The sequence below is a fragment of the Chromobacterium sp. CV08 genome (genome assembly GCF_051129845.1).
Classification (GTDB): domain Bacteria; phylum Pseudomonadota; class Gammaproteobacteria; order Burkholderiales; family Chromobacteriaceae; genus Chromobacterium.
The window spans coordinates 3,891,474-3,904,552 of record NZ_CP150453.1; the positions used below are offsets into that span (position 1 = coordinate 3,891,474).

The window sequence follows — 13,079 nt, forward strand, 5'->3', positions numbered from 1 at the left end:
AAACGGCGCAGGGCCTGAGCGCCTGCGCCGTCGCATCGGGATATGCCGTCCTATTACTTGCGCACGCCCCACAGGTCGTGTTCGCTGCAGTCGACGATTTCCACCTGGTAGAACTCGCCCGCCTTCATGCCGGCGGCGTCCTCGACGAAGACCAGGCCATCGATCTCCGGCGCGTCGGCGTAGCTGCGGCACACCGCGGTGCCCTCGTCGTCGATCTCGTCCACCAGCACCTGCAGGGTCTGGCCCACGCGGCGCTCCAGGCGGCGGGCGCTGATTTCGGCCTGCACTTCCATGAAGCGCTCCTTGCGCGCTTCCTTCACGTCTTCCGGCACCGGATTCGGCAGCTCGTTGGCGGTGGCGCCTTCGACCGGGGAATAGGTGAAGCAGCCGACGCGGTCCAGTTCCGCCTCGCGGATGAAGGTCAGCAACTCCTCGAAATCCTCTTCGGTCTCGCCGGGGAAGCCGACGATGAAGGTGGAGCGGATCACCAGCTCAGGACAGATCTCGCGCCACTTCTTGATGCGCGCCAGCACATTGTCGCTATTGGCCGGACGCTTCATCAGCTTCAGCACCTTCTGGCTGGCATGCTGGAACGGGATGTCCAGATAGGGCAGGATCTTGCCGTCGCGCATCAGCGGAATCACCTCGTCCACATGCGGGTACGGGTAGACGTAGTGCAGGCGCACCCAGATGCCGTGGCGGCCCAGCTCCTCGCACAGCTCGGTCATCCGGGTCTTGACCGGACGGCCGTTGTGGAAGCCCAGCTTGTACTTGGTGTCGACGCCGTAGGCGGAAGTGTCCTGCGAAATCACCAGGATCTCTTTCACGCCGGCCTTGGCCAGGCTCTCGGCCTCGCGCAGCACGTCATGGATGGGACGGCTCTCCAGATCGCCGCGCATGGACGGGATGATGCAGAAGGTGCAGCGATGGTTGCAGCCCTCGGAAATCTTCAGATAGGCATAGTGTTTCGGCGTCAGGCGCACGCCGATGTCCGGCACCAGATCGACGAAGGGATCGTGCGGCTTCGGCAGATGGGTGTGCACCGCGCTCATCACTTCATCGGTGGCGTGCGGGCCGGTCACGGCCAAGACCGACGGGTGGGTTTCCTTCACCACGTCGCCCTTGGCCCCCAGACAGCCGGTCACGATCACTTTGCCGTTCTCGTTCAGCGCCTCGCCGATGGCGTCCAGCGACTCGGCGACCGCGGAATCGATGAAGCCACAGGTGTTCACCACAACCAGGTCCGCTCCGTCATAGGAAGCGGCGATATCGTAGCCTTCGGCGCGAAGGCGGGTCAGGATCTGTTCGGAATCGCTGGCGGCCTTCGGGCAGCCCAGCGACACGAAGCCGACGCGGGGGGTCTTATTCATAGCAGGATCGCGGGAAACGAAAAACGCGAAAGTATACAACGATTTACTGCCGCGGAGCATACTGCCTCCAGCACCGGGAGAAAACGCGTGCCACCTCTATTCGAAACCGCCGCGCGCATGCAGGCAAGACCTATGAGATCAATGTCTTGCGCGCGACAGACTCGCCGGCGCCGACCGGCCTGACCATCGCCGTTGAGCAGCTTCCCCGCCCCGGCCACCGGTCAGATGCGCAAGCACGGATGCCCGGACCGCCTTCATATTCCCAGCCACACGCTTGCTAACGTAGATATCGGAATAGGCGCCATCGCCTCGTCGCAGATATCGATCTTCCTGCGCCTTTTCTGCTCGATAAGACCGTATGCCACCTTATGCTTTTATCCAGCTAAATAGATAAGAAATCATGTTGCGATTACCGACATGCCAGTAAATGCTCTACCCGGTACGGCGCTGTTCTTACTTCGAATAGGCTGGCTCAGGCTGATTTCACGGTATCGAGTATTGTACCGCCAATTAATTTCAGACATTTCCCATAGCAAATGTATTGACACCAGCATTTCCAAATCTCAAACTGCAGCTGCATCATCGTTAATATCCAATTATCTTTCACGCTTAACTTTGTAAGGAGTTTCACTATGAAAGACTTGCAATATTCGAAGATCGATGCGGCAAGTGATGCGACATCAAGCGTAGACCGGATGGCTGTCCGCACACTGGCAACAGCTCTGATGCGCGAAATTCCGGCAACCGAACTTGAATTTGTTATCGGGGGAACGATGACACCCGATGCCGCCGCATCTCAATATGCTGGCGGAGGTGATATAGCCATCATGTATTAAATTTACTTAGCAGCCTCCTCATCATTCATATGGAGGCTGCTGAATAAATAAGCCATGAAACAACCGCTACTTATCATTTCCCATCCACTTGACTTACATGCAGCAGTTGTTTCGTTTGCATTGAAGTCAGTAGGCTATCGTGTCGACATTTGGTACCCATCAGAGTTTCCCGCATTTCAACAGCTCTCATATTACGTCGAAAATCGTCTTGAGACCTTTTATATTGAAAATATTGACATTGGGAAAATGGGCTACGCTACTATTTGGAACAGAAAAGCGCCGGTGCCCGCTATCGCGAAAAACCTTCACCCCTCCGACGTGAAGAATGCGACAAGACAGAGTCGCTGGTTTCTTGAATATTTTCAACACTTGCTTCCACAGTGTCGATGGATCAACCCACCGACAAGCTGGCACAAAGCAGAATATAAGCCCCTGCAATTGCAAACAGCAAAGCGATGTGGCTTTAAAATCCCCATCACACTGATATCAAATAATCCATCTCAAATAAGAGAATTTTTTCACAAAACATCGGGGGAAATAATAGCCAAGCCTTTATTACCTGAACGCATAGAACTAGATGACGGGTCAATTGGTGCCGTTTTCGCAGAGACATTAAGTGCACATCATATAAATGATGCGGAAATGTTGCGCGCCATGCCTTATATATATCAGCATAAAATCGAAATAGATCACGAAATTCGAGTCACCGCTCTTGGAAAAGATCTTATCGCTGCAAAAATAATACGAGGCCAACATGTTAAAATATCGGACTCGCATTTAAATTCCCCTGAAGTGCAAAAAACTACACTGTTACCACAGGTTGAGTCTTGCTGTAAAAATCTAATGAAAGCAATGAATCTTGAGTTTTCCTGCATTGATTTGGCAGTCAACAAAAAAGGGGAAGTGTTTTTCCTAGAAATAAATCAGGCAGGGCAATTTCTTTGGCTAGATCAGGAATTAAGTAACACAAACGTACTTAACCAATTCTGCCATCTCTTCACACAGAACACCTCAATACAAGAGAAGCTGACAAAATCACTTCCAGAGATACTATCCAGTTCCGAATTTACTCAATATTTCAGGCACATCATACAAAACACTCAAAACCATGAAGGCCTACTTCCTAAAACCGCCGAGAAAAGCTTGCAATTACTATAAATTTCGGCACGCCAATTTGGATCGAACTCAACGGTGAAATATGAAAAACACCATGACCTCCACTCAATATAAATATGATGCCAATCATAGAGGGAAAAGCCTGCCTGTACTATCCATTGAACACAAGAGATTACTGCAAAGTCTAGCAAAATCGTCAGAATGCTGCTCTCCTCAAATATCAGCAGATGGAAAAATCCTATTTTATATAAAAAACGAAGAAACAGGTTCGTCCATTATATCCAGAAGCCTTTCCAATGGCCGAGAAATTCAAATATACAAACAGAGCTCCCTCATCTCGTCATTGAAGGTATCGCCCAAAAGTGGGAAATTGGCATTAGATATCGCACCAGGCGGTTCAATAAACATGCTAGTACACATCATCAATCCAGAAGGAAAAATGCTAAGGAAAATTCAGACTCCACACTCCATGTGTCAAATATCTGGCTGGATTAAAAATATAGACAATCTCGTAGTTTGGACTTCAGGCTTTAAAAAAATACCCAGAGGGCTACACATTATTACAGATACGATGGCATGGCGACCTCTCTTCATTGCTCAAGGCAGAAGCTGGCTGGCCGACTCTTCACAGGATGGTAGCAAGGCCTTGGTAATCAATCGCCCAGAACGTGGCCTATCCTATTTATATCTGCTTGATTGCGCCACTCAAGAAGCCAAGCCATTGGTACCGCTTAGCCTGGAGTCCGAAGTACGTTTTGCACAATTCTCTCGATGCGAAAAATACATCTATATTGTCAGCAATATCAATTCAGACCGATACTATCTAGGCATCATCCCGGCTACCGAAAACTACCCAGTCTTGCCTACCATAGTCCAAGCCTACGCAGACGCAGACTTAGCGCTCTTCTCAATGCTGCAAAAAGGCAATGCCGCCGCTGCGTGCTGGACCACGCCCAGATCCGCGATGCTGGAAACTTATCAGCTTATTGAAAACACCTTGCGAGCCTGGAAAAAACGGGAGTTTGCTCATATCAGGGAGCTCACTGCTGCCACCAATGGAAAAACAATCGCCATTTCATCATCCAGCGCCACTGCGCCGATCTCCATTCGCACTATTGATCTGGATATCAGTATGCCCGACCAGGACGCCACAGAGCCATTATTCGATTCAACGCTCGTGGAACCAGAATATATTGTCTTGCAAGCAAGAGATGGTCTTGAAGTGGCTGGCTGGCTGTATCAAGCGCTCCCTATTGCAGACATGCCTAGACGGGTGGTGATTTCCTTTCATGGCGGGCCGGAAGCGCAGGAAACGTCAGCATTCAACCCACTTTATCAAATCCTGCTAAAAACGGGTATTTCCATTTTCGCCCCCAATGTTAGAGGCTCTACCGGGTTCGGCAAGAAATTCACAGAAATGGATAATGGGATTTTGAGAAAAAACGCCATTCAAGACATCAAGGACTGCGCTGAATGGGTATTGGGGAGAAACCTAGCCGCCTCAGGGAAAATTGGGATTGTCGGCGCCTCATATGGCGGTTATATGACCTTGATGGGCATGGCCGAATTTCCAGAATACTTTGCCGCAGGAGTCAGCATTTCTGGCATATCGAATTTCTTGACATTCTTCAAAAACACAACCCCATACATGGCGGAAATATCAAAACGGGAATACGGCGACCCTATAAAAAACTTGAAATGGCTTAAATCATTATCCCCTTACTACAAGCTGGCATCCATCAATGCGCCTCTTTTATTGATACATGGAGAAAATGATGGCAATGTACCATACACGGAATCATTGATCGCATTTGAAAAGCTTACCACACTAGAAAAGGATTCCGGCTTACTAAGCATTCCAGATGAAGGACATTGCATTTCCAAAAAGAAAAATCAGATCCTTATATATGAGTACATTGCCAGATGGTTTCTGCGCTTTTTATGAGCGTGTGCTCCACAACCATCAACAAAGGGATGCGCGACGACGCCAGGCTGCCCAAATCATTTAAAACCACTCCTCGAGCGCTTCGTTCAAACCGTATCGCTGGCAAGCGATCCCTACGTTTGAATCCGATACGGCAGACACCGGCCTTTCAAAACCAGCGCTTCCGGCCGCGGCGCGGCCGCATCGCCGGTTCAAGGCGCCGGCGTAGACCACGACTGATTGCCGCTCCCGCCGCATTGCAGCAAACCCACCGGCTGGCCGGTCGCATTGGCGCTCAGACACAGTCCGCTCTGCCGGCTGCGAATCTGGCCGCCGCTCAGTTGCCAGCGGCTGTTGCCGCTGCAGCTGGCCACCCGAACGCCGGCGGCGTTTTCCTCCAGGCAGTAATTGTTCTGCAACTGCAGCGTGGCATCGCGGGCATACACCCAGGATTGGTTGGCGCCGCCGGTGCAGCCGTAGGTGATGGCGGCCACGCCCTCTCCCAGCCCGCCGCTGGCATCCAGGCAACGGCCGCCGTTGCTTATCGGCGCGCGAACGCTGTTGCCGATGGCGTTCTGCTGAATACTGCCGCCCGCCGTCTCGCTCGCCTTGGCAAAGTCCGGGCAAGCATTGCTGACCGAAGTACCGCTGACGACGGCCGATACGGCACGCCCGCCGGCGGTGCCCCGCGGCAAGGCGAACGTGGCCTGGCTATACGGCTGGCCGAGGCAGGTCGAACGGTTGTTGTTCCATTCGAAATACTCGGTCCAGTTGACCATATTGTTCGGCGAGATCTTGTTCGACGCGGTCTTGATGCTGCCGAGCTTGAACGAGGTTCCCGCGCTCAGATCGCTGACGGTCACGCCCAACCAGCCGCCGCCCTCGTAGGCGACATGGAAGCGGTAACGGTGTCCCTGGCTCCAGTCGACGTGAATGCGGCAGCTGCGGCCGCTGCCCTCGCCGGAGAAGGTCAGGCAGTAGCTGCCCGCGGAACCGACCTTGGCGTCGGTGGTGTCCCAGGCGGAGAACAGAAAGGTGCGCTGGCTGCCGCCGTTGCTCTGCATACCGGCGTAGGCGCCGGATGTGCCGACCAGATCGAACTGATTGGCCCAGTACACATTGGCGGAATAACCGGGATCGCGATCGACGGTGATCTCGAAGTCGACGGCGTCCAGGCCGGCGGTGCCGGCCGGGAAGCGATAATGGGTGTAGGTGCCCGGCGTCTTGCCGGCGGCATGCGCCAGCGGTACCAATGACAGCAGCAACAACATGGGGACGGCGGATTTCAGACTCATGGCGTATCCTTCCGGCGCGACGCGCGTGGCAAGAGGATGGAGCGTCCCCCATCCGATCAAGATGGAAATATTTAAAAGCCAAACCGATATTAGCAGCTTGTCAGTTAAGACCCGCTAACAAAACCCCTGATCCTGCGTTGCGCCTCCTTGTCGTACTACTTGTACTGCCTGCGTCGGCGCGCCTTGGCTCAGGTACGCTGCGCGGTTTTGTTAGCGGCTCTAAAAATTCCTACGCGTTCGCACCAGACTGGAAACTAGCTTTCGTCATGATGCCGGGCGCACACAAACCATCCTTCGACAGGGCATCCCCCCTCTTCCCGCAGGATGATCTCGCGCCACTCGGCGACGTCCAGGCCGGCCTTGCCCAGCGCCTCGGCCAGATAGCGCCGGCCATGCCGGTAACGGCCGCTGTGATGCAGTCGGTAATCACCGTCGTCGCCGGCCAGCCGCTCGACGCTCAGCAGCAGCGCGCCGTCCGGAGCCAGCCGCGGCGCCAGCAGCGCGAACAGTCCGTCCAGGCTGCCCAGATAGATCAAGGTGTCGACGCAGGCGATCAGTTGGTAGCGCCGCTCATCCGCAGCCAGAAAATCATGCAGCTCGGACTGGACGATCCCGTCATACACAGCCTTGGCGCGCGCCTGTTCCAGCATGCCGGCGCTGAGGTCGACGCCGATCAGCTCGTTCGAGAACGGCCTGAGTTCGGCGCCGATCAGACCGGTGCCGCAACCCAGGTCCAGCGTCCGCAGCGAGCGCGGCGCAATCGCCGCCGCAGCCAGCCAGTCGGCGACCAGCCGCGGCCCGCGGTAATGCAGGACGGCCAGCGTCGCGTCGAAACCGGCGGCGGCGGCGTCGAAAGTCTGGCCGACGTAGTCGGCGCTGCAGGCGGACGGCGTCTCGCTCCAGCCGAAAGCCGCCAGCCAATGCCTCGCCGCCGGATGGTCCGGCCGGCCGTTCAGCCAATCCTCGACCAGGGCCCGTGCCTCGGCGCGCCGCCCCAGCTCGACCAGGGCCTGCGCCCGCGCGATGGGCGCCGCCCGCTGCGGCGGCTCGGCCAGCACGCCCTCGGCATTGCTCCGCCTGGCCTCGTCGTAACGGCCCTGTCGCAGCAACAAGCCGGTCAATAGATGAAACGCGTCCGGACGGCCGGCATCCAGCGCGATCGCGCGGCGGCAAGCGTCCTCGGCCGGCTCGCGCTGCCCGTCCTCGTCCAGCAGCGCCGCCAGATTGGTCCAGTAGAAATAGCCGGCGGGATCCCGCGCTGTCGCCCTTTCCAGCGCGGCGATGGCCTCATCCCTCTGCCCCAGCCTGGCGCAGGCCATGCCCAGATTGAAATGCCACTCGGCATGGCCGTCGTCGTCGGCCACCGCCTGCGCCAGTTGCTGCCGCGCCTCCGCCAGGCGGCCTTGCTGCAGCAACAGAAAACCCAGCCAATGGCGCGGGGCGGCGCCGGCAGGACCATCGACTAGCATCGCGCGGTAGCCCGATTCGGCCGCCTCCAACTCGCCGGCCAGATGCAGGCGCTGCGCCTTGCTCAAGCGCGGGTCGTCCCCATTCATCGCGTCTCCGATCCGTCAAAAAGACAAAGCCGGAGGCATGCCTGCCTCCGGCCGATATCGGGTGAACCGCGGCGCCGACGGCGCCGGCCCAAGCCGCTCAGGACTTGTCCTTGTCTTCCGCGCCGGGATAGCCGGGAAACGAGAAGCCGCCGAACAGCTGCTTGGTCTGTTCCTGCATCCGGTTCTGCATTTCCAGGAACATGCCGGTGCTCTGTTCCATATAGTTGGCCATCATGCTCTGGATCGCCGGTCCCTGCAGCTTCATGAACTCGCCCCACAGCGAGGTGTTCAGCATGGCGTTTTCGCCGTACATCGCACGGGTCTGCTCCTGCATCTTTTGCTGCAACTGCGAGAACAACTGCAGATTCTTCTCCAGGAACGGGCCCATCATGCCCTGCATGGCCTGGCCGTAGTAGCGGATGAACTGGGTCAGCACTTCGTAGCTGAACATCGGCATGCCGCCGTTTTCCTCTTCCAGGATGATCTGCAACAGCACGCTGCGAGTGATGTCTTCCTGCGTCTTCGCGTCCTGTACCTGGATGTCCACATTGTCCAGAACCAGCTGCTTGACATCGCCCAGCGTGATATAGGAACTGGTGGCCGTATCGTACAAACGACGGTTCGGGTACTTCTTGATGACCCGTTTCTCAACACTCATTTAACGCTCCTGGTTTATTGTCATGGCGTTGTACGCTGGCAATCTAACATAAATACAACAGGCTAGAGTAAATCTTCTACCACGTCGAAATACGGTGTGCTACATTTCCACGTCATTGTGCGGCGCACAATCATCCCGCACGGAAATCGTTGGACCCCATTTTCCACGCAATGGAGGTTTTACACCATGTCCTTCAATAACGAACAGTTGAACAAGCTCTCGCTGACCGGCCTCGAATCCACGCTGCGATTCGCCCAAATCACCCTGGACAGCTCGGAGCGGCTGATCAAGCTGCAACTGGAAGCATCCAAACAGTCGCTGGAAGACAATACCAAGGCCGCCCGCCAGTTGGCCGAGTTCAAGGACACCCAGGAAGCGGTCAACCACCTGAACAAGCTGGCCACCCAGTCGGTGGACAAGATCGTCAGCCACTCGCGCAATCTGTACGAAGTGGTGTCCGGCGCGCAGAGCGAGCTGAGCAAGCTGATCGAAGAGAGCGTCGGCCTGTTCAACAAGTCGCTGATCAATTCGATCGAGTCGGTCGCGAAGAACGCTCCGGCCGGCTCCGACGCCACGCTGAACGCGGTGAAGACCTCGGTCGCCGCCGCCGCCGCCGCCGTCAACACCTTCAGCAAGGCCGCCCAGCAAGTGGCCGAGTTCACAGACAGCAGCGTCAAGGCCGCCACCAGCGCCACCGCCGACGCGGTGAAACAGTCCGCCAAACGCGGCGCCACCGTCTGAGCCGGATCGAGCTCACGCATCGAACCCCGCCCCGCTGCGGGGTTTTCTCTTTAATAACGGATGCGCGCAGCCCGCTCGCGGGGTTACAATCCCGATTCCAGAGTATCGAGCAAGCCCCACAGGTCCACCCATGAAGATCAGCAGCAACTTCGACGCCGGCAGTATCGAAATCGTCGCCACCGACCACCTTGAAGACATCCAGCTGCGCATCCGCCGCGACAATGCGGCCGAGTTCGCGCAGTGGTTCTACTTCCGTGTGCAAGGGGCTGCCTATCAACACTGCACCTTCCGCTTCCTCAATGCCGCCGAATGCGCCTATCCGCAAGGCTGGGTGGACTATCAGGCAGTGGCCTCCTACGACCGCGTCAACTGGTTCCGCGTCCCCACCCGCTACGAGGATGGCGTGATGGTGATCGAACACGTGCCGCTGTCCGGCAGCATCTACTACGCCTACTTCGAGCCGTACTCCTACGAGCAGCACCTGAGCCTGATCGGCCAGGCGCAAGGCTCCGGCCTGTGCCAGGTGTCCGATCTCGGCTCCACCGTGCAGGGTCGCGACATGGACCTGCTGACCATAGGCCACGAAGTGGAGTCCGATCTGAAGATCTGGATCACCGCGCGCCAGCATCCGGGCGAGACGATGGCCGAATGGTTCGTCGAGGGCCTGCTGAACCGCCTGCTGGATCCGCAGGATCCGACCAGCCGCGCCTTGCTGGACCGCGCCACGTTCTACGTGGTGCCGAATATGAACCCGGACGGCTCGGTGCTGGGCAATCTGCGCACCAACGCCGCCGGCGCCAACCTGAACCGCGAATGGTCCGAACCTAGCGCCGAGCGCAGTCCGGAAGTTCTGGCCGTCCGGCAGAAAATGCTGGAAACCGGCGTCGATCTCTTCCTCGACATCCACGGCGACGAGAACATCCCCTACGTGTTCCTGGCCGGCACCGAGGGCGTGCCGTCGTGGAACGAGAAGCTGGAGCGTCTGGCCGACAGCTTCCGCCACCACTTCCTGCTGGCCAGCCCGGACTTCCAGACCGAGCACGGCTACCCGCGCAACGAGGCCGGTCAGGCCAATATGGGCATCGCCACCAACTGGGTGTGCGAGCAGTTCGACTGTCTCGCCTTCACGCTGGAAATGCCGTTCAAGGACAACCACAATCTGCCGGACGACGACTTCGGCTGGAGCGGCCAGCGCAGCCTGCGCCTGGGCGAGGCGGTGCTGTCCCCGCTCTACGCGGTGGTGAACGAACTGGCGCGCGGATAAACCGCCGCGGCAACGAAAAAAAGCCGGCGTCTGCCGGCTTTTTCCGTTCTGCGCTCACCCCACCGGCAGCTTGTCCAGCGTCTTCACCAGCTCCACCTCCGCCATGCACCAGTCGCTGCCCTTTTCCAGAACCTTGCCCAGCGCGATCTGGAAATGCTTGCCGCGGGCGGTCATGTAGAACTGCTTGCCCAGCATGTACAACGACAACGGCAGGATCAGCGCGTTGACCAGCTTGCCCGCCCTGCGATAGGGCATGAACAGGCTGATATGGCCGGCCAGCCATACCTGGTCCGGCGGCAGCGTCGGATCGATCAGCCTGGCGTCGGTCGGCCGCAGCGAGGCCGCCAGCGGCCGGCTGCTGAGGCTTTCTATGCCCAGATAGATCCGCTCCCTGCCGGTGCGCTTGACTCGGCGGATGATGCCCAGGCTCCAGCTGTCGTTGCCGGACTCGCGGAAGCCGATCAGCCCGCCCAGCCCCACCCATTCGTTGCCCATCACGTCCAGCGATACGCCCAGACCGGTCTGGCTGATGTTTTCCAGTTCCCATTTGAGGAACTCGCTCGGCGCGGCCGACTCCCCCGTCTCCCCCGACAAGGACAGGGCGCTGCCGCCCGGCGTCGGCGACAAGGACTTGTCGCGTTTGCGGCTGGTGACGAAGCCGTAGATCCGGAGATTGGCGGCGTCGTCGTAGGTATCCCGCTCCCCCATCCGCGGCGACGATTGCATCGTCTCCTCATCCGGCTTGCGGATCAATTTATGCAGCACCGTCAGCCGGTGGGCCACCTCGACCTGACGGTTGCTGACCGCCACCCGCTCGGCCCGCTCGAACACCACCGCCCGCGGCGCCCATTCCCGGGTCAGCACCCGCAACAGGCTGGCATCGATGCCCGGCTCCACCAGACGCTTCAGGTCCGGCGGAATGCGGCCGGCCTCCATCACCACCGCCCAGCCGTGCAGCATCTCGACCAAGTCCGCGGTGTTCCAGTAGCGGCTCCACTCGCCGCCGGCCCCGCGGACGCGGGACGCCGGCCGCGGATCGCTCAGCGCGACGCAGAAGCTCGCCTCGGCGAAATAGGATTGCTTCAAAGTCATCCGGTTGCTGAGCAGCGCCAGCAACTCGTAGGAGAAATTGATCTGGCGGACGCTGAGATTGCCGTTGCATGTCACCGACAACATCTGCAATACCAGGTACAAATCCTGCACGGTGGTGGCGGCGGCCTTGTCGCCGAACAGGAAAACCGGTTGAGAATCGAAACCTCGCTGTTCCGCCAGCCGGTACAACTGGTTTACATTCAGCCAGAAAACCTCGTCGGGTTGAAAATTACGGATATATTGCCAGCGCGCATATTCGGTCAGGTAATACATCATCCGAGCCAGCACCAGCGGCAACAGCCCCTGAATCTTCACGCCATTGGGACTGTCTGCCACCACCGGCAGCGCATATTGATAGAAATCGGTAAAATGCTTGCCATAATTGAGAATCTGCCCGCGCAACTGGCTTTCCAGCACCTTGGGCATACGGCTGTTCATCAGGTACTGCACGCAAAGACTGTCGTGCAGGGATTGGGTTTCCTGATTAAGCGTCAGCACCGCTTCCAGCAGATCGGCCGACAATTCCAGCGACGGCGAATTGATGCCGCTCAGCAAATCGCTCACCCGATCGTGGGTGGCCGCTCCGAACTCCAGCTTCAGGGCATCCACATAGGCCTTGGCCGTCACGGCATTGGTCAGGGGATCCGGCTTGCCCTTGGACCCCCTCGAAAAGAAATCCAGCATGCTTTTGTCCAGTCTCGTTCAACATCCGGGCAATGCCTCGGGATTGCGATCTCGGCACTGCTACAAGTCGTTATAGCAACGGCCAAACACTATCGCAGCGTGGCCTACAGGTCAAAAAAAAAGCGCCTGAAGGCGCTTTTTTCGTACAGTGCGGGTCCCAAACTCAGATGGTCAGCGCGTCCAGCGACTTGCCGCTGTCGATCCAGGCCTGCACCCAGGCCGGCTTGCGGCCGCGGCCGGTCCAGGTCAGCTCTGCGCTGTCCGGATGGCGGTATTTGGCTTCCACCGGTTTGCGCACGGCGACCGATTTGCTCAGCACGTCTTCCACGCTCAGGCCGTATGCGCGGGCCAGTTCGATAATCTGCTTCTTGGCCTTGGACTTTTCTTCGACTTCGCGGCGCTTGATTTCGTTCTCGACTTCACCCTTCAACGCCACCAGCGCGGTAAATTCCAGTTTGGACAGATCCATGAGATGTTCCTTGAATTATTGGTTCCCAATTACAGGATGTAATGTAGCCAATGCAATTGGGACAAGTCAAGAAT

At 57.6% G+C, this 13,079-nt stretch carries 11 protein-coding genes; 5 read left to right on the forward strand and 6 right to left on the reverse strand.

Going from position 1 to position 13,079, the window contains the following annotated elements; translation table 11 throughout:
* Positions 1–53 precede the first annotated feature (53 nt).
* The gene (gene rimO / locus WNM05_RS17660) at positions 54–1,370 is read right to left on the reverse strand and encodes a 30S ribosomal protein S12 methylthiotransferase RimO (protein ID WP_434629278.1); all 1,317 of its coding nucleotides are present in this window, start codon (positions 1,368–1,370) and stop codon (positions 54–56) included.
* 632 nt (positions 1,371–2,002) lie between these two features.
* Between rimO and WNM05_RS17665 the strand changes: the two genes are divergently transcribed.
* The 3 genes from WNM05_RS17665 to WNM05_RS17675 are packed head-to-tail and all read left to right on the forward strand — an operon-like array spanning position 2,003 to position 5,267.
* Complete coding sequence (locus tag WNM05_RS17665) at positions 2,003–2,206, forward strand: hypothetical protein (RefSeq protein ID WP_434629280.1); 204 nt, start codon at positions 2,003–2,005, stop codon at positions 2,204–2,206.
* A 54-nt stretch (positions 2,207–2,260) separates the two neighbouring features.
* Positions 2,261–3,364 (forward strand): hypothetical protein, encoded by a 1,104-nt coding sequence (locus tag WNM05_RS17670; RefSeq protein WP_434629282.1) that lies wholly within the window; start codon positions 2,261–2,263, stop codon positions 3,362–3,364.
* A gap of 52 nt (positions 3,365–3,416) precedes the next feature.
* Positions 3,417–5,267, forward strand: a complete 1,851-nt coding sequence (locus tag WNM05_RS17675) for an alpha/beta hydrolase family protein (RefSeq protein ID WP_434629284.1) — start codon at positions 3,417–3,419, stop codon at positions 5,265–5,267.
* Between the two features lie 191 nt (positions 5,268–5,458).
* Here WNM05_RS17675 and WNM05_RS17680 read toward each other — a convergent pair whose 3' ends face one another.
* The 3 genes from WNM05_RS17680 to phaR all read right to left on the reverse strand — a co-directional run bounded on the left by WNM05_RS17680 (position 5,459) and on the right by phaR (position 8,755).
* On the reverse strand, positions 5,459–6,541 hold the full coding sequence (locus WNM05_RS17680) for a ricin-type beta-trefoil lectin domain protein (RefSeq protein WP_434629285.1): 1,083 nt from the start codon (positions 6,539–6,541) through the stop codon (positions 5,459–5,461).
* Between the two features lie 254 nt (positions 6,542–6,795).
* A complete protein-coding gene (locus tag WNM05_RS17685; protein WP_434629287.1) occupies positions 6,796–8,097 on the reverse strand; it encodes a tetratricopeptide repeat protein in 1,302 nt (433 codons plus the stop codon).
* A 97-nt stretch (positions 8,098–8,194) separates the two neighbouring features.
* Positions 8,195–8,755, reverse strand: a complete 561-nt coding sequence (phaR, locus tag WNM05_RS17690; protein WP_434629289.1) for a polyhydroxyalkanoate synthesis repressor PhaR — start codon at positions 8,753–8,755, stop codon at positions 8,195–8,197.
* A gap of 186 nt (positions 8,756–8,941) precedes the next feature.
* On the opposite strand from phaR, the gene WNM05_RS17695 reads away from it, so the two are divergent.
* Both WNM05_RS17695 and WNM05_RS17700 read left to right on the forward strand, forming a co-directional pair.
* Positions 8,942–9,496 carry a phasin family protein gene (locus WNM05_RS17695; protein WP_434629291.1) on the forward strand — a complete coding sequence of 185 codons (555 nt, stop codon included), beginning with the start codon at positions 8,942–8,944 and terminating at the stop codon, positions 9,494–9,496.
* 130 nt (positions 9,497–9,626) lie between these two features.
* The gene (locus tag WNM05_RS17700; protein ID WP_434629293.1) at positions 9,627–10,760 is read left to right on the forward strand and encodes a M14 family metallopeptidase; all 1,134 of its coding nucleotides are present in this window, start codon (positions 9,627–9,629) and stop codon (positions 10,758–10,760) included.
* Between the two features lie 54 nt (positions 10,761–10,814).
* Here the strand turns inward: WNM05_RS17700 and WNM05_RS17705 are convergent, their stop codons facing one another.
* Complete coding sequence (locus WNM05_RS17705; protein WP_434629295.1) at positions 10,815–12,536, reverse strand: hypothetical protein; 1,722 nt, start codon at positions 12,534–12,536, stop codon at positions 10,815–10,817.
* Between the two features lie 163 nt (positions 12,537–12,699).
* Positions 12,700–13,005 carry an H-NS family nucleoid-associated regulatory protein gene (locus tag WNM05_RS17710; protein ID WP_434629297.1) on the reverse strand — a complete coding sequence of 102 codons (306 nt, stop codon included), beginning with the start codon at positions 13,003–13,005 and terminating at the stop codon, positions 12,700–12,702.
* Between the last annotated feature and the right edge of the window lie 74 nt (positions 13,006–13,079).